This window comes from Flavobacterium aeripolare (assembly GCF_013294025.1).
GTDB lineage: Bacteria > Bacteroidota > Bacteroidia > Flavobacteriales > Flavobacteriaceae > Flavobacterium.
This window is the reverse complement of record NZ_JABSNL010000012.1, coordinates 61,657-82,181: the sequence shown is the minus strand read 5'-3', so window position 1 is coordinate 82,181 and position 20,525 is coordinate 61,657. Positions and strand designations below refer to the sequence as shown.

The window sequence follows — 20,525 nt, the reverse complement described above, 5'->3', positions numbered from 1 at the left end:
TCGTATTTACTACATTTGCATCCATTTTTAAATTTCTATGAAAAAGATATTAAAAGTAGGATTTTGGGAGTTTATCGCCCGTATCGTACTTAAAAACAGATTAGCGATACTTTGTATTATAGCATTAATCACCATTTTTCTAGGTTTGCAGTGGAAGAACATTCAGTTTTCTTTTACAGAAGCAAACCTACTTCCTGATGACAATAATGTCAATAAAGAATACAATGCATTTTTAGACAAATTTGGAGAGGAAGGAAACCTCATCGTTGTAGGCGTTAAAGACGATGCTTTCTTTACACCAAAAGCATTTGCTGCTTGGAACAAATTAATGACACAGATCAAAGCTCAAAAAGAAGTTGATCTTGTTGTGTCTATTAATGATTTAAAGCAATTGAAAAAAAATGATTCCTTACAAACATTTGAATTATTACCCTTTGTAGATGTTCAAAAAACTGCTGATAAAAATTACCTACAAAGAATTAAAAAGGATTTATTTGAAAATATGCCGTTCTATGAAGGGCTGCTTTTTAACAAAAAAAACGGAAGCATTCGATCGGCTATTTATCTTGATAAGAAAATCGTAAACACAGCGCATCGTAAAGATTACATAGTAAATGATTTTATTCCTAAAATCGAAGCCTTTGAAAAAGAAACTGGAATCGATTTGAGAGTTTCTGGAATGCCATACATACGTACCCTGAATGCAATGAGCATTGTAAACGAAATAAGTTTGTTTATAGGCGCTTCATTGCTATTAACTTCACTAATATTTTTCTTCTTTTTTAGATCTTTTAGAGCAACTTTAATTGCTATTTTAATCGTGGTAGTTGGTGTCATGTGGACTTTTGGACTTTTAGGATTGTTCCATTATCAAATTACTGTATTAACCGCATTAGTCCCTACACTGGTAATTGTCATTGGGATACCTAACTGTATTTTCTTGACTAATAAATACCAGCAAGAATACAGTGCACACGGGAATAAAGCAAAGGCATTGCAACGTGTAATTACAAAAGTAGGAACCGCTACTTTGATGACCAATTTAACTACAGCAGCAGGTTTTGCTACTTTCATTATCACAAGCAGTGAGCTATTGAAAGAATTTGGTATCATCTCTTCGTTAAGTATTATAGCGCTATTTTTTTTATGCCTAATTGTAATTCCTATTTATTACAGTTACCAGCCAGTTCCAAAAGCAAAACATCTAGAACACTTGAATAGAAATTACACCCGTGTTTTTATTGCTTGGATCGAAAAAACAGTAAAATACAACAGACGTTATGTGTATGTTGTGGCTATCTTTCTATTTCTAGTAAGTATCATGGGTGCGCTAAAAATTAAAACTTCAGGTAGTTTAATTGAAGACATGCCTAAAAATACTGGTTTTTATAAAGATATTGTTTTTTTCGAAAATGAATTTGAAGGCATTATGCCATTAGAAATTACAGTGGACACTAAAAGAAAAAAAGGGGTAATGAAATTGTCTACATTAAGAAAAATGGACGAATTTCAAGAAACCATTGAAGAAATTCCTGAATTATCAAAACCTATTTCGATCTTGAATTTGGTTAAATATTCGAAACAAGCCTATTATAATGGCAATCCCGAATATTACGAACTACCTACTTCTCAGGAGCAAAGTTTTATTCTAAGTTACGCAAAGAATGCAACAAAGAATAGCAAAAATAACATCATGAAAAGCTATGTAGATAGTACGGGACAAGTAGCTCGTATTACTACTTTCATGCGCGACATTGGGACTGGAAACATGGCTAAAATCGAAGACAAGTTATGGGCTAAGGCTAATAAGGTTTTCCCTAAAGACCGTTACAATGTAGTGATGACCGGAAAAGCTTTAGTATTTGAAAAAGGAACACAATACCTACTAGACAACTTAGTGAGTTCGTTATTATTTGCTGTATTATTGATTTCGTTATTAATGGTATTCATGTTTCGTTCTTTTAAAATGGTCGTTGTTTCGTTAATACCTAACTTGCTCCCTTTAATGATTACTGCTGGTTTAATGGGGTACTTTGGCATACCTCTAAAACCTTCTACCATATTAGTTTTTAGTATTGCCTTTGGTTTATCAGTCGATGATACCATTCACTTCTTAGCACAGTACCGTCAAGAATTAACGCACAATAACTGGAAGATTAAAAAATCTGTTTTTGCAACCATTAGAGAATCAGGTATTAGTATGTTCTACACTTCGGTAGTATTGTTTGCAGGGTTTTCTGTCTTCATGTTATCCGATTTTGGAGGTACCGTAGCCTTAGGTGGATTAATCGCAATAACCCTTGCCTTTGGTATGTTATCAAATTTAATGTTGTTGCCTTGTTTAGTATTGACTTTAAATAAATCATTAGCTAACAAGCAAGAATTTATCGAACCAAAGATTGATATTTTACAGCATGATAACGAGGAAAACGATTCTCAAAAACTGCTTTAAATCCGTAGTTAAAATAGAGCGTAATTATAAATCCCGTTTTCACAACACGGGATTTTTTAAACCGTGTATCAGCGTTGCTTTTGGATTCTCTTAATAAAGCTGTACCTTTGATTATATCATGTATAGAATAGTAAAAGCAGCTTTAATTAGCTGTTTTTTATTTTTATAAAGTTAGCGTGGAGTAAGGCAACCACTATAAAAAACAAGGCGAAATCGAAAAGCCTCATGAGTAGAAAATTAAATTAAAAAATATGAAAAAAGAAGTTCTAGTAGTAGACGATTACTTAAATAGAATAATCAATTTTGCAATCGAATATGCGCCTAAATTAATAGGAGGTATTTTAGTTTTATTTGTGGGTTTATGGGTGATTAAGTTCATCACTAAGACCGTGGGAAAATCATTGACAAAATCATCAGTAGATCAATCGCTAGTTCCCTTCTTGAAAAGCATCACTAATATTGTGTTGAAGGCATTATTAGCGATAACAGTGATGGGAATGATAGGTATCGAAATGACCTCGTTTGTAGCCATTATAGGAGCCGCAGGTTTAGCAGTAGGTTTAGCTCTTTCTGGAACACTTCAAAACTTTGCTGGAGGTGTCGTAATATTAATATTGAAACCATTTAAGATTGGTGATTTTATTGAAGCACAAGGATTTTCTGGAACTGTGAAAGAGATTAATATATTTTCAACATTATTAAATACTCCTGATAAAAAGCTAGTTATAATTCCTAATGGGCCGCTTTCTACAGGTGCCTTAATCAATTATTCTGCTGAGCCATTACGTAGAGTAGATTGGACCTTCGGAATCGCTTACGGTGATGATGTCGAAAACTTTAAAACAGCAATCAACCAATTTATCTCTGAAGACACTCGAATTTTAAAAGATCCCGCTCCTTTTTTAGGACTATCTGAATTAGCAGATAGCTCGGTGAATTTTGCAATTAGATGTTGGGTGGACAGTGCTGACTATTGGGCTGTATTCTTTGAAATGAACGAAAAAGTATATACACGATTCCCAGATTACAACTTGAATATTCCGTTTCCACAAATGGATGTTCACGTTCAAAAACAGTAAATAATAAATAATACAGACAAATTAAATTTTGTAGATTATTTTATAAACGTAAAAAGAGGCTATTTAGAACAAATTCTAAATAGCCTCTTTTTTATTGTAATATTAGTGACACCAATTATTTAGCACAACTACTTTTGTAATCCTCTACTACTTTTGTTAATCCTTCAAGAGATTTAAAATCATAATTTTCGAAAACAAATGAATCACATTCTAAATAGGAAGTAGCATTCTTTTTCAATTTATCTGCACTAGATTTGTTAGTATACAGTCCTTTCTCTTGCGAAGGTATTTTTATAATAAAATCTGAAGGTTCTAGTGGATCAACTAAGACCATATAACCTTCATTTTCAAATAATACTTTATAAAAGCTAGAGAAATCTAAACTTAGTGAATTAATACTTCCAGCAGCTGCCATGGTATTCCCTATCGTTTTTAACCCTAAATAACATTCTTCTTTCCCATCATTATCGATACAAAAACGGATATTATTCTTAGACTTAAACACCTCAAGTTTGTTGCGTCCTTTTTCATTGGTGTACTTTAAAATCACTGTTTTACCATACGCAGTCATGTCTGCAATTCCGCTCGATGTTTCTGCTTTTATCCCTTCAAATTCAGCTGTAATTGGCCCTTTTCTTTTCTCTCCTTTTTCATCAATAACATAACCATTTTTCTCGTAAATGTTTTTTGATGCGTTTCTTTCATCGGTAATTTTATTTTCATAGGCTACGACTCTCTCTTCAGTCATTTCCTGGATCTTCGCAGCGCCCTGATGCTGTAAAACATAACCATTAGTTACTAGTGCTTTTACAATATTAATTGGCGTCTTGTCTTTGCTCATTTTATACCCTATTGGGTTCCCGCTCCTATCAAACTTTGCAGGTATAACTTTTTTATCAAAGGTTACTACTTCTTCACTAAAAGTTTGATTATAACCTGGCTGGCTCCCATTTTTTGCATACCAGATTGCAACTAAAAAATTATCTAAATCTCTAATTTCATACGATAATTCTCCATTAGGTGATGGTGAAACCATTTTCACATAACCAATTCTTTTATCTTTAGGATCAGCATTTTTAGCGATTAAACTATAGATCGTACCTGCATCATCAATATTTACTTGAAAACTATCCAAGTATGCTTTTTCTTTAGCAATTTCGTCCTGCTCATTCATGATTTTTTTAGAAACACCCGTTGATTCTCCATTGATATAAGTTTCTATTACTGCAGCATCCAAACCCGCTACTGTTAGAAAATTTTGATCTAAAAAAGCTTGAACAGCACTTTTCTCCTGATTTTGAGGACTAAATTTCTTGTAATCTACTTCATTTGTTTTACCCGATGCTACACTCTTTACAACCATCCATCTCTTACCAAAACCAGAATCTGCTAGATATTTCAACTCAACATCTACTGTATAGCTCTTATCAAGAGTGGAGATTTTAAATAGCGGTTTCTTACCCTCAATTAACGCCACCGTTTTGTCGTCAAGTTTTATTTCGCCATCCTCTACTTTAAGTTTTTGTGCAAACGCACTCAAACTAATTAATACAGCTACGGCTGCAAAAATCGCTTTTCTCATTTTTTTATTTTTTTGAATTGATTATACTAATTTGACTTATTTCATAAAGATAATTACGAACTATAAATGATTTTGCAAAAGCTTCATCATAATTATAAGCTACCTATTAAAATTACTATTCAAAGAAAAGCTATTATTTTAAATAATAAGTTTTTAACTACGTTATTTCTCTATTAAACTCTCTTTTTTAAGAGCCACTTCTAAACTATGACTGTCAGAAAGTACTTTGACAATAATTCCTTCCTTATTAATAATATAATGGGTGGGGAATGCATTGAGTTGCAGTGTCAAATTCATATAGGTTTTCATATCAGGAACAACAGCATATGAGAGTGGTTTTCTAACTAAAAATGGCGCTAACTGTTCGGGGGTATCTTCGGCTAAACTTATAAAAAAAATGTCCGTTCTATCTTTATAGTTAGCTACTAATTGATTGACTTCTGGAAATTCTTTGAGACAGGCTGCACAATGAATGTACCAACATTTTATAACAACAATCTTCCCTTTTAGAGTTTCATTAGTAATTAAATTACCCTCTAAATCATGGAATGAAAATGCAGGAAATGGTTCGCCTTCTTTTTTATAGTTTTGAATTTCATTGAATGCCGTTTCAGCAATCGAAGCCTTTATACTCGTATCTGATGTAGGTTCAATTTTAAAAAGCTGGTAATACAATGCTGCCTTGTCAGATTCTAAAGCAACGGGGATATAGTTTCCGCTGGTTAATTCCTGTAGAAAAGCTGCTTTAGTAATTGGGTTTGATTTTGCATCTAAGGCCACAAAATCAGTTGAAAGCATGATGTGCGATTTTTGATAGTTGTTCCAACCCAAATACGTTTTTTGAACTTCGGAAGGATTTACAGCCGGTTTCCAAAATTTAGTTTGCGCCATGCAAGAGCCAAAAGCAAGTAATAAGGTCAACGTATACAATTGTTTTTTCATGGCTAGCACATATTGAAAACCTAATTTATATTTAAGATCTAGGTTTATTGAGTCCGCGATCGTAGAGCACAATACTTCCTGCAACAGAAACATTCAAGCTTTTCTCAGACTTAAATTTAACCAAATAATGGCATTTTTCGATCGCTTTTTTCGAAAGTCCGTTATCCTCAGCACCTAAAAGATAGACACAACGTCGCGGATGTTCAAAGGTTTCTAAATTTACCGCTGTATCATCAAGCTCTACCCCTACTAAACGAGCACCTTTGGGCAGATTTTTATAGAAATCTTCAAAGGTATCATAATGAAAATACGGAATGGATTTTACCGCATTGTGTGTATCACTAGACTGCTTCGCATAGCGGTTCCCAATCGTAAAAATATAGCTAGCACCTAAGTTTTGAGCCGTGCGCCATAGCACCCCCAAATTTTCAGGAGTTTTTCCGTTTTGTATGCCTATCCCGAAATACTCGGTTATAAAATTATCATTCATACCGCAAAAATACAAACTGTTGGCTAGTTTGTCAAGTTTATTAGTTTGAATAGTTTTGCTGAAAGTGACTCTGCATCGTTGCGTTACTTTCGTGAGACGCTTTCAGCGTAACAAACTGTGTTTGCAGGATTGTAGAGAATTAATTTACCCTTTTGTCAAACCCAAACTTGTCTCGCTGAAAGCGTCTCTGCATCTTTGCACTACTTTCATGAGACGCTTTCAGCGTGACAAACTGTATCTAGTGTAATACTTATAAGTAGTTGACCCATTTATCAAACTCAATCTTGTCTCGCTAAAAGCGTCTCTGCAGCATTACGTTACTTTCTTGAGACGCTTTCAGCGTGACAAACTGTGCGGAGCTACTTATTACTTATTGAGTAATAATTATCAGATTTGATTATTCTTAGAAACTCATAATTCCACTACTGCCTAGCCCCGATAGCAATGGAAATCCTTCTTGTTTTTTCTTTAAAAAAGTAAAAGATAGAGCGGATAGCTGGAAATAGCTCCAAAAAAACAACATTGTATGTCTTGATTGCTTATTTACTGCAATGACAATTAAAACAAATGAATTATATTTGCAGTTAGAACATGAGACAAATATAAAATCAACGCTACACATAAAATGAGACATACAAAAGTTAAAGACTTACTAAACAGCACCACGACGCTTCAAGAAGTAAATGCAAAAGGATGGGTGAGAACTTTTAGAAATAATCAATTTATTGCTTTGAACGATGGTTCTACCATTAATAACATTCAATGTGTTGTAGATTTTGAGAATACTCCTGATGAGATTTTGAAGAGAATCACTACTGGTGCTGCGATATCTGTCACTGGAAGTCTTGTAGAGAGTAAAGGTGCGGGACAAAAATTTGAAATTCAGGTGGCTCAATTAGAGATTCTTGGAGATTCGGATGCGGAGAAATTCCCGATACAACCTAAGAACAAACCTAGTCTTGACTTCTTGCGTGAAAATGCACATTTACGTGTGCGTACGAATATGTTTGGAGCAATTATGCGTGTGCGTTCAGTACTATCTTACGCGGTGCATAGTTATTTTCAAGAGAAAGGTTTTGTGTATGTAAACACACCTATCATCACGGGATCTGACGCTGAGGGTGCTGGTGAAATGTTTAAAGTTACGGCTTTACCATTTGACGGGACACCTAGAAAAGAAGATGGAAAAGTAGATTATAAAGAAGATTTCTTTGGTAAGGAAACGAACTTAACGGTTTCAGGACAACTAGAAGGAGAGACTTTTGCGATGGCTTTGGGACAGATTTATACTTTCGGACCTACGTTTAGAGCAGAAAACTCAAATACTTCGCGTCATCTGGCAGAATTCTGGATGATTGAGCCAGAGGTTGCTTTTAATGATTTGAATGATAATATGGATCTTGCTGAAGATTTTATTCAGTACGTGATAAAATATACGCTTGAGAAATGTCCTGAGGATTTAAAATTCTTAGAAGGTCGTTTGTTAGACGAAGAAAAGTCAAAACCACAAGCAGAGAGAAGCGAAATGGCTTTGCTTGACAAATTGAATTTTGTTTTAGACAACAACTTTAAACGTGTTTCATACACAGAGGCAATTGACATTTTGAGAGATTGTACACCAAATAAAAAGAAAAAATTCAACTACATCATTAACGAATGGGGAGCTGACTTACAATCAGAACACGAGCGTTACTTGGTGGAAAAACACTTTAAATGTCCGGTAATCTTGTTTGATTACCCAGCAAATATCAAAGCGTTTTACATGCGCTTGAACGAAGACGGAAAAACAGTTCGTGCAATGGATATCTTATTCCCTGGAATTGGAGAAATTGTAGGTGGTTCCCAAAGAGAGGAACGTTTTGATGTTTTGGTCGAAAAAATGAAAGCCTTAGGAATTGACGAAGAAGAATTGTGGTGGTATTTAGACACCCGTAGATTTGGATCAGCGGTTCACTCTGGTTTCGGACTAGGATTTGAGAGATTGGTACTTTTTGTAACTGGAATGACAAACATACGTGACGTAATTCCTTTTCCAAGAACGCCAATGAATGCGGAGTTTTAAAAAAATGTTTCAAGTTTCAGGTTTAACGTTTCAAGTTTGGAGGTCAACAACCTGAAACTTGAAACATTAAACAAAAACAACAAAAAAATAAATGCTAAAGCAATTCTTAAATTTAAAATTATCACAGAAATTATCTCCACAGCAAATCCAGCTGATGAAGTTAATTCAATTGCCTACGCAAGCTTTTGAGCAACGTTTACTGGAAGAAATGAACGAAAACCCAGCTCTAGAAACCGGGAAAGAAGATGATTATGAGAATGATGATTTTGAAAACGACGATTATGACGATTATGAAGACACAGATTCAGAGAGAATTGAAGCTGATGACATCAATATCGACGAGTATTTAAGTGATGATGATTCTCCAGATTATAAAACACAAGCTAATAATTACAGTGATGATGATGAAGAACGCGAGTCACCGCTAGCTTCGCCTATTAGTTTTCATCAAGATTTAATCAATCAATTGAATACGTTTATCATCGATGACCAGGAGCGAGAAATTGCAGAATTCTTGGTTGGAAGTATTGACGACATGGGCTACATACGTCGTAGTATTCCTGATATTGTTGATGACATGGCTTTTACACAAGCAATCTATACTGATGAGGAAATGGTCGAAAGAATGCTGCATGTCATTCACGAACTCGAACCATCAGGTGTAGGTGCTCGCGACTTGCAGGAATGTTTGCTATTGCAATTAAAGCATAAAACACCATCAGAATATATCGACTTGGCTACTGATATTATCGAAAACCAATTTGATGCCTTCACAAAAAAGCATTACGAGAAATTATTACAGAAATACGGTGTCTCTAACGAGCAATTGAAGAAAGCAATCAACGAAATCGAACGCTTGAATCCTAAGCCTGGTGGCGCCTTTACTGGAAACAATAAAGTTACCGAAAATGTAGTCCCTGATTTTGCTATTCGAATAGTAGAAGGAGAACTAGAACTTACCCTAAACGGAAGAAATGCACCAAGCTTGCACGTCTCAAAAGACTATCAAGAAATGATGCAAACCTATAAAGAATCTACAGATAAATCTGGAGCGCAAAAAGATGCCGTACAGTTTATCAAGCAAAAATTAGACTCGGCTAAGTGGTTTATTGATGCGATACGCCAGCGTCAAGAGACGTTGTTTGTTACCATGAATGCCATCATGCATTATCAAGAAGAGTATTTTCTAGAAGGAGACGAAACCAAATTAAAACCAATGATCTTAAAAGACATTGCAGATATGGTAGGATTAGATATTTCGACTATTTCTAGGGTTGCTAACAGTAAGTATGTAGAAACACCTTACGGAACCAAATTAATCAAGGAATTTTTCTCTGAAGCGATGAAGAACGATCAAGGTGAAGATGTTTCTACACTCGAAATCAAGAAGATATTGCAAAATATAATCGAAGAAGAAGACAAGAAAAAACCTCATCCAGATGATCAGCTAGCTGAATTATTAAAGGAAAAAGGATATCCTATTGCTAGAAGAACCATTGCTAAATATAGAGAACAACTCGATATTCCAGTAGCTAGAATGAGGAAGAAGATTTAAGAATGACGATTTTTATTGAACACAAAAAAAGGACTAAATAAATTATATTATTTGGTCCTTTTTATTTTAACGGGGTTTTGTTTGCAATTGAACACATCCCAAATTTCTATTTGATTTTTATTTGTGTTGATCCAATAAATAACTTTATAATCCTTACTAATTAAAACCCTGAACACTCTAGATCTATCTAACAGTAAATCCTCAACCTTGCCTAAATAAGGATGATTGCTGAGTAATTTGACTTCGTTAGTTATATCATTAATTGTATTTTTTGCAACGAGTATAGTAGCATTAGTTTTAAGAAATTCATAAATGAGCTGAAGTTCTATTTTAGCAAAGTCTGTCCAATAAACTTTTAATTCCATTTTTCTATTTCATCCAAAAAGTCCTCCATCTCAGTCAGCTTTCCCTTATTGGAATCTTCTTCTGATAGATCTATCCTTCTATTTAATTCTGAAATAGTCATCGAATTTAGTTCTGTATATTTAAAAGCAGTATTTTTATTTTTCAGCAAGTTTTCAAATCGAGAAATAAGCTCCTCACTTTCAATAGAAAGAAATTCCTGAACAAACGATATTTTTCGACTTTGTAAATCCATTCCAATTAATTTTAAATCAAAGTTACAAAATTAAAATCACCTTAAGATGTAAGTGCTTCTAAAAGTGAGATATAATCATTTAGGGATTCAAATTGACTTTGGAGTAAATCACAAATAGATCAAAATAACCTCCTAGTTATAAAACAAAAAAACCTTGTGAGCATCAGAAAGGGTTTTGAATTATACTGAATTAAGAAACCTTCACAAAGACTAGCTAAGCGAATTTTACCAATCCTAATTACAAAACAGTCCAATTGTCAGTTCGAGCGGAGTCGAGAACCACTATTGCATCTCGACTCCGCTCGATGTGACAAAAATTAAGTTGGACAATATTCTACTTGTTTTTTGATATTCGACGATCAAAATTCGCAAATAGATCAAAATAACTTCGTGTTAAAATCAAAAAAACCTTTCTGAGCATCAGAAAGGGTTTTGAATTATACTGAAATAAGCAACCTTCACAAAGACTAGCTAAGCGAATTTTACCAATCTTAAATAAAAACAGCCCTATTGTCAGTTTGAGCGGAGTCGAGAACCACTATTACATCTCGACTCCGCTCGATGTGACCAAAATCAAATTGAACAATATTCTACTTGTTTTTGATATCCGACAATTAAAATTCGCAAATAGATCAAAACAATTTCGTGTTAAAATCAAAAAACCCTTTCTGAGCATCAGAAAGGGTTTTGAGTTATATAGAATCCTTTTTCGTATTGTCTCCCTCTCCTTTGGAGAGGGCTGGGGAGAGGACCTCACGCATTGCATGATAATAAGCAGCTCTACTTAGCGGCTCATACTCTTCTGTTTCACCTAGCATCACTAATTTATCGTTATCGGTTTTTCTAAAACTGTAGTTCGCCAAATTTCCTGTTCGCGTGCATACTGCGTGCACTTTAGTAACATATTCGGCTGTAGCCATTAGTGCAGGCATGGGTCCGAAGGGGTTTCCTTTAAAATCCATATCTAAACCAGCTACGATAACACGAATACCTTGATTGGCAAGGTCATTGCAAACTCGTACGATTTCGTCATCAAAAAATTGTGCTTCATCAATTCCTACTACATCACACCCTTGTGCTAGAATTGCAATATTAGCCGCGGCTGGAACCGGAGTTGATCTAATTTCGTTAGCATCATGAGATACTACCATTTCGTCATGGTAACGTGTATCTACTTCAGGTTTAAAAATCTCTACCTTCTGTTTAGCAAATTGCGCTCTTTTAAGACGACGTATTAATTCTTCGGTTTTACCCGAAAACATCGAACCGCAGATGACTTCGATCCAACCAAACTGCTCTTTATGATTTACTGTATTTTCGAGAAACATTTTATATTTTTCTAACTTAAAAAATGAATAGATTTTATTACTTTGTATTGTAATAATTCGGCTTAAGATTTTATACTTTTACACTGTCTCAAAAGTAGAAAAATTTTATCAATTCAGGGATTCACGGCAACTTATTTAAAAAATTAAATAGGCTGTCTAACATCTTGTGAATCAAAAGTAAGAATTTAAGCTACATATTCAAAAAAACAAAACACGCCATAATTTCAATAATACAAAGGTTATGAAAAAAAGACTGGAAGCTGATTTAATTAGCATTGCTCACAGAATTCTACAACTTAAAAACAAATCTGATATCAATCAATTGTATTTAGAGAGTCAAAAATTATACGAGAAACTATCTGTTTTACGTTTTATTGACGCGCATTATGGTGATGTGAAACCTACAATAGGGCAAGCTGCAGTTCTTGAGGATATGGAGCGTTTCTATGATAAAGAAGAAGAGTTGCCTGTGGAAACAGCAATCGAAATGAATGAGGCAAACCTTCATCAAGACGAGACTCCAGCAGAAATTGAGACCGTTGAAGAAACAGAAGTGATTGAATCGCCAGAGGAAGAAACTGAAATTGAAGAAGAACCCGCAGTTATTCCTGAACGAGAAATTGAAGAAGCTCCTGTCGAAGATGAAATCGACGAAACTGACGAAGAGGAAAACACTACTGATAACGCAGAAGTAAACCCTGGTTTTGAAGCAGATATTAAAGAAGAGCAAGAAGTTTCTGAACATGTAGAAGAACTAGCTGCAGAAACACCTACAGAGGAAATTCTGGTTTCAGAAGAGGAAGATGAAGAGCGTAACGCAATCGAAAATGAGAGCGACGAGTATATTGAAGAAGATGAAATTCTTGAAGAAGACGAAACCAAACAAGACGAAACCAAACAAGACGACTTTGAAGAAATAAAAGAAGTAGAAGACGAAATTGAAACAGAAGAAGCTATCGAAGCTACTGAAGAACCAGTAAAAGAGGAAATAAAAGAAGCAACTCCTTTTTCCTTTACCCCTAACTTTAGTAACCCTCCAGTAATAGATGAACCTGCTCGTATTGAGGCAGTGCAAATTTCATTTGAAGATTTATTAGGCTTGAACTATGGCGAACCACAATTTGTAAAAGTGGAAGATGTTGCGCCATTAGCTCCTGAACCTATTTTTGATCCTATCGAAGAAAAAACTGAAGTTGAAAGTGTTATTCCAGAACTTCCTAGAACTATAAGTAGAGAGCATGCTGTAAACGAACTAGCAGACACTCCTCCAGCTATTTTCGAAAAGTCAGAAGAAATGGCAACACCACTTGCTAAGAACTTGTCATTGAATGATAAATTCTCAAAAGGAATCGATATTGACTTAAATGATCGAATTGCTTTTGTAAAACACTTATTCGGAAACAGCGAAGAAGATTACAACCGTGTTCTAAATCAACTAATTACCTTTGATAACTTTTATGAAACACGTAACTTTATCGAAGAAATGGTGAAACCTGATTACAACGACTGGAAAGGTAAAGACGATTATGCAGAGCGTTTTATTGATATTATCGAGAAAAAATTCTTGTAATACAGCATTGTTCCTTGGTCACCGCAGCCTATTAAATTACTTGTAAATACTATTATGTCAAAATTATATATTGTTCCTACGCCTATTGGTAATCTCGAAGACATGACTTTTAGAGCGATTAGAATCCTCAAAGAAGTCGATTTGATTCTCGCAGAAGACACCCGTACCAGCGGAAAACTGTTGAAACATTTTGAGATAGGCACGCACATGCACAGCCACCACATGCATAACGAACATAAAACGGTGGAGAATCTAATTGCTCGTTTGCAAGCCGGAGAAAACATCGCTTTGATCTCTGATGCGGGAACACCTGCCATCTCTGATCCTGGTTTTTTATTGACTCGCGCTTGTGTCGAAAATGGTATCACTGTAGAATGTCTACCTGGCGCTACAGCATTTGTACCTGCATTAGTAAATAGCGGTTTGCCTAATGACAAATTTGTATTTGAAGGTTTCTTACCTGAGAAAAAAGGACGCCAAACACGTTATCTAGAGTTAGCGGAAGAATCTCGCACCATGATTTTATATGTTTCACCACATAAATTGGTAAAAACATTAGTCGAATTTGTCACTTACTTTGGCGAAGACCGACAAATATGTGTTTCAAGAGAGCTCTCTAAATTGCATGAGGAAAATGTAAGAGGAACTACTCGCGAAGTCTTAACACATTTCGAAAAAACAGCTCCTCGTGGCGAAATCGTAGTGGTGGTTGCCGGAAAACCATTTGTAAAAGAAGCCAAGAAAAGTAAATTTTCTAAAGAAGATAATAAAGAATAAATACATCATGACATTAACTACATTCCTTTCTACCTTAAAAGAAAACCCAACAACACTAGCATTTACAGACACTATTGCTGTAATTGAAGATAATTATATTTTTACTCCTACCGCTTTTAAAAATGGGAACCAACAAAATGCTGCTGGTGAAAACTCCGGTTCTTGCAAGATTTTTGCTTTCGCGAAAGCGCAACAACTTGCTCCAGAAGAAACTTTAAGTTGTTTTGGTACGTACTATACTGAAGACGTTTTGAAAAACCCGGAAGGAACAGACCACCAGAACATCCGTAATTTTATGGTTCATGGTTGGGACGGAATCGCATTTGAAGGCGATGCTTTACAATTGAAATAAGACATTTTACCGCACACTCGCAATTAATTTATTTTGGGAATTTGCGGTATATTTTTTAAACAATAAATTATTAAAACAGCATAATCCCTAGTACTATGAGGTGGACCATAAAGCCAAAACCTTCTGAAGATAAAATTACCCATTTGGCGGAAGCCTTACATGTAGAAGATTTTGTAGCTACCTTATTAGTGCAACGTGGCGTGGAGACGTTTCAAGAAGCCAAAGATTTTTTTAGACCCTCACTAGATCACTTACACGATCCTTTTTTAATGAAAGACATGGACAAAGCCGTGGAAAGAATCGAAAAAGCGATTGCTAATCAAGAACGTATTCTTGTTTTTGGTGATTATGATGTTGACGGAACTACTGCAGTATCATTGGTTTCTTCTTATCTAAAATCATATTACCCTAATATAGCCACGTACATTCCGGATCGTTATCTTGAAGGATATGGCGTATCATACAAAGGGATTGACTTTGCCGAAGACAACGGTTTCACATTAATAATTGCGCTAGATTGCGGAATCAAATCTATTGATCATGTCGCTTACGCAAAAGAAAAACAGATTGACTTTATCATTTGCGATCACCACAGACCGGGAGACCAACTTCCCAACGCTGCAGCAGTTTTAGACCCTAAACGTGCTGATTGTGATTACCCTTATGACGAACTTTGTGGTTGTGGTGTGGGATTTAAACTCATACAAGCACTAGGAAGTCGCAAAGGTGAAACGATCGCTGATTTAGTTCCCTATCTTGACTTAGTAGCTACCGCCATTGCCGCAGATATTGTCCCTATGACAGGAGAAAACCGCGTACTCGCTTACTTTGGTCTGCAAGTTATTAATGCGGATCCAAGACCTGGAATTAAAGCACTAGTCCATCAAGTAAAAAAGAAAACCCTAGATATTACCGATGTTGTTTTTATTATCGCCCCGCGTATTAATGCGGCAGGAAGAATAAAGCACGGCAATCATGCTGTAGAATTGCTAACCGAATTTGATTTTGAGCAAGCCCAGCAATTTGCTTCAGAAATTGAGCAATACAACTCTGATCGAAAAGATCTAGACAAGCAAATTACTAAAGAAGCGCTCGAACAAATTATTGCGAACCAAGAAACAGAAAAATTCACATCAGTGGTATTTCAAGAAGATTGGCATAAAGGAGTGATCGGTATTGTAGCGTCTCGATTAATCGAAACCTACTACCGTCCTACCCTGGTTTTTACTAAAAGCGGTGACAAATACGCAGCTTCGGCTAGATCTGTAAAAGGATTTGATGTGTATAACGCACTTGAAGCTTGTTCAGAGCATTTGGAGCAATTTGGTGGCCACATGTACGCCGCAGGAATGACTATTTTACCTGAAAATTATCCTGCTTTTAAGGCGGCATTCGAAAAGCAAGTAAAAGAAACTATCCAACCCGAAATGCAAACGCAAGAAATTGACATTGACGCTGAAATAGATTTCAATGATATTACCCCTAAGTTTTTTAGAATCTTAAAACAGTTCGAACCCTTTGGACCACTGAACATGACGCCTACCTTTTTAACAAAAAATGTAATCGACACCGGTTATGGTAAAACGATGGGTAAAGACGACGAACACCTGCGGTTATTTGTAAAACAAAATAATTCAGAAGGACTCGCTGCAATAGGTTTTGGTTTGGGAAATAAAATAGCACTTACAAAAAACCAGCAACCATTTGAAATCGCATATTGCATTGATGAGAATGAGTGGAATGGCACAATTACTACACAATTACGATTAAAAAGTTTACGAAATGAGTGCTGATCAAGTAAAAAAGAAAGACCCTTACGCAGCCTTGCGTTACAAGGAATTTAATATATTTTTATTGTTGCGTTTTGCCATGGTCTTTGCCTGGTCTATGCAATTTATTGTGATCGAATGGGAAGTCTACAGCATCACTAAGGATCCTTTATCATTAGGAATCATCGGTTTGATGGAGGTTATCCCAGCTGTATCCATGGCATTGTTTGCCGGTCATATTGTCGATCAAAAAGAGAAAAAGAGTTTGCTAGTTAAATGTATCTTGGCTTTCTCGGTCATTAGCTTTGGTTTATTTTTATTAACCTGGCCAGCAGTAATTGGTGGTTATGACACACAAAGTACTCTATATGCTATTTACTTTCTAGTCTTTTTAGGAGGATTGGTTCGTGCTTTTCTAGGACCTACTATCTTTTCGCTACTGTCCTTATTAGTCCCTAAAAAGGTCTATCCTAACGCCGCTACTTGGAGTAGTTCCGTATGGCAAATTGCCTCTGTTGTAGGACCAGCAGTTGCTGGATTTTCTATCAACTGGATTGGAGTGCATTGGTCTATGTGTTTGGTTTTTGGGTGTTCGCTATTTGCTTTAATCACCTTGTCTCAAATAGAAAAGAAACCTATTTTAAATCCTAAAATTGGCGAACCTGTAATGCAGAGTTTGTCTGAGGGGATTAAATTTGTCTTCAATAACAAAACTGTATTGGGAGCTATTACGCTAGATATGGTCGCAGTCCTGTTTGGAGGAGCTGTTGCTTTACTACCCATTTTTGCACAAGATATTTTAAAAGTAGGTCCCGAAGGTTTTGGTTTCTTGAGAGCCGCCCCTGCTGTAGGTGCTTTTATCACCATGCTAATCACAGCGTATGTACCGTTAAGTAAAAATGCGGGAATAAAGTTGCTATCAGCGATCTTTGCTTTTGGTGTTTGTATTATCGTATTTGGTTTGTCTACCTTATTTTGGGTATCGTTACTAGCCCTATTTTTTAGCGGTGTTTTTGACGGAATTTCAGTTGTTATTAGACAGACTATTTTACAACTAAAAACACCAGATCACATGCGCGGACGCGTCTCTTCAGTGAACTCTATGTTTGTGGGGTCGTCAAACGAACTAGGTGCTTTTGAAAGCGGATTGACAGCCAAATTAATGGGAACGGTTACCGCAGTAGTATTTGGAGGAAGCATGACGTTATTTGTAGTCTTGACTACTGGAATTGTCTCTCCTACTTTTAGAAAGCTTGATCTTACTAAAGATTTAGAAGAGCACGAAAACGAAGTGTAAAAGTCTTTATTCGAAATAAAAAAACGTCGGTAGTGCATTATAAAATTGCTTACCGACTTTTTTATGCTTTTTTTAGTTAGTTTTATTTAGAACAAATCTAAATAATTATTATATTTGTTTTAAACGAGACGATCATGAACGAAATGAAACAGATATATTACAACGATGCAGGAACTTCTTTTTTCTGGAGAAAAGAGAACGAAATATTAAGTGATAAAGTGCAATTGATTTTTAGAGAAACAGGCTTTTATTTTAGCCGACAAGAATTGAAACTTTTTCGATGCTGCATTGACGAAAGCTACGCTATTAATAAATGTTGCGAGGAATGTGAGTTAAAAAATGATTGCCATAAATTTCTATTGAAAACCCCTTGTGCTCAAATTGACTTAGCTGTATCTATGAAGGAATTAAAATCTATTAAAGATCTTGTCGAAGGTACGTTGTTCAAAATAGATTTGGATGAATATTTGTTTGGTGAAGGGATGAACTAGTTTTCGTATTTTTTTATTTCGAAAGTATCGCCATCAAAAACGCCATAAGTAAAATAAGTAATCCAATCGCCTAGATTCACATATTCGGCATTTTCGCCTACGGTTACTTTCATAGGCAAATGGCGGTGTCCAAAAACAAGGTAATTGTAGTGTTTGGTTTCGAGTTTTTTCTTGGCGTAGATTATTAACCATTCGTTTTCTTCTCCTAAATAAGTAACATCATCGTCACCAGAAATTAATTTGTTTTTCACTGAAAGATATTGCGCTAATCCAACTCCAATATCAGGATGCAACCAGCGAAAAAGCCATTTAGAAAACGGATTTGTAAATACTTTTTTCATGCGTTTATAGCCCATGTCCCCAGGACCTTTTCCGTCGCCGTGGCCTACGAGAAAAGTTTTATCTCCAAAAGTGTATTCCTGATTATCATGATACACAGGAATATTTAATTCTTTTTCGAAATAACCGTCCATCCACAAATCGTGGTTTCCTACAAAGAAGTAAATTGGGATGCCGCTATCGCGAATTTCGGCTAGTTTGCCTAGCACACGTACAAAACCTTTAGGTACCACAGTTTTGTATTCAAACCAAAAGTCAAATAAATCGCCTACTATAAAAATGGCTTCGGCGTCTCGTTTCACCTCATCAAGCCAAGCCACAAATTTCTTCTCTCTAGGAGCACTTAATTCAGGCGTAGGCGCTCCAAAATGTTGATCAGAAGCGAAGTATACTTTTTTATTATTAGGTAGTTTCATGAAACTAGAGTGTCAATTGGGATTATAGATTATCGCTAGCGTACCATTCAGCAAATGACGATTCTGTTTCTTGCAATTTCAAGGCAAAAAGTTTGATTCCTTGTGGTAGTCTGGCTTTAATTCTCTCGGCAAAATCAATTACCATGTTTTCACTTGTAGGTTGGTAATCAACTAAAATCACATGGTGTCCGCGTTTTTTAAGTTCTTCGGCTAGCTCTACGTGAGGCGTTGTTTCATTAAAAACAGTGGCGTGATCAAATTGGTCTACAATTTCTTCTTTTACAATTTTCTTTAAGTCCGAGAAATCGATTACCATTCCGAATTTTACATCGTTTCTATTTGTAATAGGTGTCCCAATAACGGTTACTGATAATTTGTAGCTGTGTCCGTGAACATTTTTACATTTTCCGTCGTATCCATAAAGGGCGTGACCGGTTTCGAAGTTAAATTGTTTTGTAATTCTGATATTGCTCATCTGGATATAATTTTGAGTGTAAATTTAGTCAATTGCTCTGAGATATGAATTGGAAATCTTGTCTTTCCTTTAGTGCAGGGAGTTTTAGCCCTGATAGTAGTAGAAATCCTTTTCCTTTTTTTTCTTTAAAAAAGGAAAAGATTGCAACGGATAGCAGGAAATAGCTCCTAAAAAAAGGGTTACTTCTTGAACTGGTTTAGTGCGTTTTTTGTAAATTCAGAAAGCACTAACTCGCCTGAAATAGCAGCTCTATCTAGTAAAAGTGTATCCCAATCACTTGTTCCTTCCCAGATAATCTTTTTCATTTGGCTTAAAGCCTCTGGATTGTAAGATGCGAGTTTAGTGGTAAAGTGAGCCAAATCAATATCTAATTCGGTTTGATCGTCTAGTACTTTAGCAAACAATCCTTTTTCTAAAGCCCACTCTGGCGTTTTCCATTCATGTGCAGCAAGGGTCATTTGGGTCATGGCGGTCTTGCCTATCTTGCGACTCACGGCAGGCTCAATCACAAAGGGACCAATCCCAATGGCAAGCTCAGAGAGTTTTACAGCCGCTTTTGTAGTGGCAAATGCATAGTCACAAGCGGCGGCAATCCCTACACCACCACCTACGGCTTTACCGTGAATGCGACCCACAATAATCTTAGAGCAGCTGCGCATGGCATTAATTAGATTTGCAAAACCGGAGAAAAAAGTAGTTCCTTGCTCCAAATTTGAAACCGCTAAGAGTTCGTCAAAAGAAGCTCCTGCACAAAAAGCACCTTCGCCTTCACTGCGTAAAATAATAACAGACACAGCATCATTTGTACTCAATTCATTCAAGGCATTTGTCACCGCATCTAGCAATTGACGGGGGAAAGAATTGCTGGCGGGATGCGCAAATTGTACTGTTGCGATTTTATCCTGAATGGTTGTAGTAAGCGTACCTGCTGTTGATGCTGCTGTCATTTTA

At 35.8% G+C, this 20,525-nt stretch carries 19 protein-coding genes; 10 read left to right on the top strand and 9 right to left on the bottom strand.

The genetic code is table 11. From position 1 onward, the window contains the following. Positions 1–37 precede the first annotated feature (37 nt). Complete coding sequence (locus tag HNQ00_RS13850) at positions 38–2,452, top strand: efflux RND transporter permease subunit (RefSeq protein ID WP_173839095.1); 2,415 nt, start codon at positions 38–40, stop codon at positions 2,450–2,452. A 251-nt stretch (positions 2,453–2,703) separates the two neighbouring features. Next, complete coding sequence (locus tag HNQ00_RS13845) at positions 2,704–3,531, top strand: mechanosensitive ion channel family protein (protein ID WP_173839094.1); 828 nt, start codon at positions 2,704–2,706, stop codon at positions 3,529–3,531. A gap of 115 nt (positions 3,532–3,646) precedes the next feature. Here HNQ00_RS13845 and HNQ00_RS13840 read toward each other — a convergent pair whose 3' ends face one another. The 3 genes from HNQ00_RS13840 to HNQ00_RS13830 form a co-directional block, all read right to left on the bottom strand. Further along, positions 3,647–5,113, bottom strand: coding sequence for a hypothetical protein (locus HNQ00_RS13840; protein WP_173839093.1), 1,467 nt, complete (start codon positions 5,111–5,113; stop codon positions 3,647–3,649). 162 nt (positions 5,114–5,275) lie between these two features. Next, a complete protein-coding gene (locus HNQ00_RS13835) occupies positions 5,276–6,055 on the bottom strand; it encodes a TlpA family protein disulfide reductase (RefSeq protein WP_173839092.1) in 780 nt (259 codons plus the stop codon). A 31-nt stretch (positions 6,056–6,086) separates the two neighbouring features. Next, complete coding sequence (locus HNQ00_RS13830) at positions 6,087–6,545, bottom strand: RNA methyltransferase (RefSeq protein ID WP_173839091.1); 459 nt, start codon at positions 6,543–6,545, stop codon at positions 6,087–6,089. 625 nt (positions 6,546–7,170) lie between these two features. Between HNQ00_RS13830 and asnS the strand changes: the two genes are divergently transcribed. Together asnS and rpoN are read left to right on the top strand one after the other, a co-directional pair. Continuing rightward, a complete protein-coding gene (asnS, locus tag HNQ00_RS13825) occupies positions 7,171–8,607 on the top strand; it encodes an asparagine--tRNA ligase (protein ID WP_173839090.1) in 1,437 nt (478 codons plus the stop codon). Between the two features lie 91 nt (positions 8,608–8,698). After that, entirely contained in the window at positions 8,699–10,162 is a 1,464-nt protein-coding gene (gene rpoN / locus HNQ00_RS13820) for an RNA polymerase factor sigma-54 (protein ID WP_173839089.1), read from the top strand. A 47-nt stretch (positions 10,163–10,209) separates the two neighbouring features. Here rpoN and HNQ00_RS13815 read toward each other — a convergent pair whose 3' ends face one another. The 3 genes from HNQ00_RS13815 to HNQ00_RS13805 form a co-directional block, all read right to left on the bottom strand. Further along, positions 10,210–10,527, bottom strand: coding sequence for a type II toxin-antitoxin system RelE/ParE family toxin (locus HNQ00_RS13815; protein WP_173839088.1), 318 nt, complete (start codon positions 10,525–10,527; stop codon positions 10,210–10,212). Continuing rightward, positions 10,518–10,760: a hypothetical protein gene (locus tag HNQ00_RS13810; protein ID WP_173839087.1), complete on the bottom strand. Its 243-nt coding sequence runs from the start codon at positions 10,758–10,760 to the stop codon at positions 10,518–10,520. The genes HNQ00_RS13815 and HNQ00_RS13810 overlap by 10 nt, the downstream gene beginning before the upstream one ends. Before the next feature lie 692 nt (positions 10,761–11,452). Then, the gene (locus HNQ00_RS13805; protein ID WP_173839086.1) at positions 11,453–12,088 is read right to left on the bottom strand and encodes a thymidine kinase; all 636 of its coding nucleotides are present in this window, start codon (positions 12,086–12,088) and stop codon (positions 11,453–11,455) included. A 241-nt stretch (positions 12,089–12,329) separates the two neighbouring features. On the opposite strand from HNQ00_RS13805, the gene HNQ00_RS13800 reads away from it, so the two are divergent. The 6 genes from HNQ00_RS13800 to HNQ00_RS13775 all read left to right on the top strand — a co-directional run bounded on the left by HNQ00_RS13800 (position 12,330) and on the right by HNQ00_RS13775 (position 18,344). Then, positions 12,330–13,658 carry a hypothetical protein gene (locus tag HNQ00_RS13800; RefSeq protein WP_173839085.1) on the top strand — a complete coding sequence of 443 codons (1,329 nt, stop codon included), beginning with the start codon at positions 12,330–12,332 and terminating at the stop codon, positions 13,656–13,658. A gap of 54 nt (positions 13,659–13,712) precedes the next feature. Next, complete coding sequence (gene rsmI / locus HNQ00_RS13795) at positions 13,713–14,435, top strand: 16S rRNA (cytidine(1402)-2'-O)-methyltransferase (protein WP_173839084.1); 723 nt, start codon at positions 13,713–13,715, stop codon at positions 14,433–14,435. Positions 14,436–14,442: 7 nt separating this feature from the next. Beyond that, positions 14,443–14,787, top strand: a complete 345-nt coding sequence (locus HNQ00_RS13790; RefSeq protein ID WP_173839083.1) for a HopJ type III effector protein — start codon at positions 14,443–14,445, stop codon at positions 14,785–14,787. A gap of 95 nt (positions 14,788–14,882) precedes the next feature. Continuing rightward, a complete protein-coding gene (gene recJ / locus HNQ00_RS13785; protein WP_173839082.1) occupies positions 14,883–16,580 on the top strand; it encodes a single-stranded-DNA-specific exonuclease RecJ in 1,698 nt (565 codons plus the stop codon). Then, a complete protein-coding gene (locus HNQ00_RS13780) occupies positions 16,570–17,853 on the top strand; it encodes an MFS transporter (protein WP_173839081.1) in 1,284 nt (427 codons plus the stop codon). Before recJ ends, HNQ00_RS13780 begins: the two co-directional genes overlap by 11 nt. Positions 17,854–17,987: 134 nt before the next feature. Further along, positions 17,988–18,344, top strand: a complete 357-nt coding sequence (locus tag HNQ00_RS13775; RefSeq protein ID WP_173839080.1) for a hypothetical protein — start codon at positions 17,988–17,990, stop codon at positions 18,342–18,344. On the opposite strand, the gene HNQ00_RS13770 is transcribed toward HNQ00_RS13775, so the two are convergent. From HNQ00_RS13770 to HNQ00_RS13760, 3 genes are all read right to left on the bottom strand, one after another. Continuing rightward, complete coding sequence (locus HNQ00_RS13770; RefSeq protein WP_173839079.1) at positions 18,341–19,099, bottom strand: UDP-2,3-diacylglucosamine diphosphatase; 759 nt, start codon at positions 19,097–19,099, stop codon at positions 18,341–18,343. The two genes, HNQ00_RS13775 and HNQ00_RS13770, sit on opposite strands and share 4 nt — an antisense overlap. A gap of 22 nt (positions 19,100–19,121) precedes the next feature. Then, positions 19,122–19,574, bottom strand: a complete 453-nt coding sequence (locus HNQ00_RS13765; protein ID WP_173839078.1) for a 6-pyruvoyl trahydropterin synthase family protein — start codon at positions 19,572–19,574, stop codon at positions 19,122–19,124. 179 nt (positions 19,575–19,753) lie between these two features. After that, positions 19,754–20,521 (bottom strand): enoyl-CoA hydratase/isomerase family protein, encoded by a 768-nt coding sequence (locus tag HNQ00_RS13760; RefSeq protein WP_173839077.1) that lies wholly within the window; start codon positions 20,519–20,521, stop codon positions 19,754–19,756. Positions 20,522–20,525: the final 4 nt, after the last annotated feature.

Excerpts from the sequence above, each read along its gene's own strand:
- HNQ00_RS13845 (WP_173839094.1), top strand. The coding sequence starts at position 2,704 with ATGAAAAAAGAAGTTCTAGTAGTAGACGATTACTTAAATAGAATAATC.
- HNQ00_RS13760 (WP_173839077.1), bottom strand. The coding sequence starts at position 20,521 with ATGACAGCAGCATCAACAGCAGGTACGCTTACTACAACCATTCAGGAT.
- HNQ00_RS13830 (WP_173839091.1), bottom strand. The coding sequence starts at position 6,545 with ATGAATGATAATTTTATAACCGAGTATTTCGGGATAGGCATACAAAAC.
- HNQ00_RS13800 (WP_173839085.1), top strand. The coding sequence starts at position 12,330 with ATGAAAAAAAGACTGGAAGCTGATTTAATTAGCATTGCTCACAGAATT.
- recJ (WP_173839082.1), top strand. The coding sequence starts at position 14,883 with ATGAGGTGGACCATAAAGCCAAAACCTTCTGAAGATAAAATTACCCAT.
- HNQ00_RS13775 (WP_173839080.1), top strand. The coding sequence starts at position 17,988 with ATGAACGAAATGAAACAGATATATTACAACGATGCAGGAACTTCTTTT.
- rsmI (WP_173839084.1), top strand. The coding sequence starts at position 13,713 with ATGTCAAAATTATATATTGTTCCTACGCCTATTGGTAATCTCGAAGAC.
- HNQ00_RS13790 (WP_173839083.1), top strand. The coding sequence starts at position 14,443 with ATGACATTAACTACATTCCTTTCTACCTTAAAAGAAAACCCAACAACA.
- HNQ00_RS13835 (WP_173839092.1), bottom strand. The coding sequence starts at position 6,055 with ATGAAAAAACAATTGTATACGTTGACCTTATTACTTGCTTTTGGCTCT.
- HNQ00_RS13815 (WP_173839088.1), bottom strand. The coding sequence starts at position 10,527 with ATGGAATTAAAAGTTTATTGGACAGACTTTGCTAAAATAGAACTTCAG.
- HNQ00_RS13765 (WP_173839078.1), bottom strand. The coding sequence starts at position 19,574 with ATGAGCAATATCAGAATTACAAAACAATTTAACTTCGAAACCGGTCAC.
- HNQ00_RS13770 (WP_173839079.1), bottom strand. The coding sequence starts at position 19,099 with ATGAAACTACCTAATAATAAAAAAGTATACTTCGCTTCTGATCAACAT.
- HNQ00_RS13810 (WP_173839087.1), bottom strand. The coding sequence starts at position 10,760 with ATGGATTTACAAAGTCGAAAAATATCGTTTGTTCAGGAATTTCTTTCT.
- asnS (WP_173839090.1), top strand. The coding sequence starts at position 7,171 with ATGAGACATACAAAAGTTAAAGACTTACTAAACAGCACCACGACGCTT.
- HNQ00_RS13840 (WP_173839093.1), bottom strand. The coding sequence starts at position 5,113 with ATGAGAAAAGCGATTTTTGCAGCCGTAGCTGTATTAATTAGTTTGAGT.
- HNQ00_RS13805 (WP_173839086.1), bottom strand. The coding sequence starts at position 12,088 with ATGTTTCTCGAAAATACAGTAAATCATAAAGAGCAGTTTGGTTGGATC.
- HNQ00_RS13850 (WP_173839095.1), top strand. The coding sequence starts at position 38 with ATGAAAAAGATATTAAAAGTAGGATTTTGGGAGTTTATCGCCCGTATC.
- rpoN (WP_173839089.1), top strand. The coding sequence starts at position 8,699 with ATGCTAAAGCAATTCTTAAATTTAAAATTATCACAGAAATTATCTCCA.
- HNQ00_RS13780 (WP_173839081.1), top strand. The coding sequence starts at position 16,570 with ATGAGTGCTGATCAAGTAAAAAAGAAAGACCCTTACGCAGCCTTGCGT.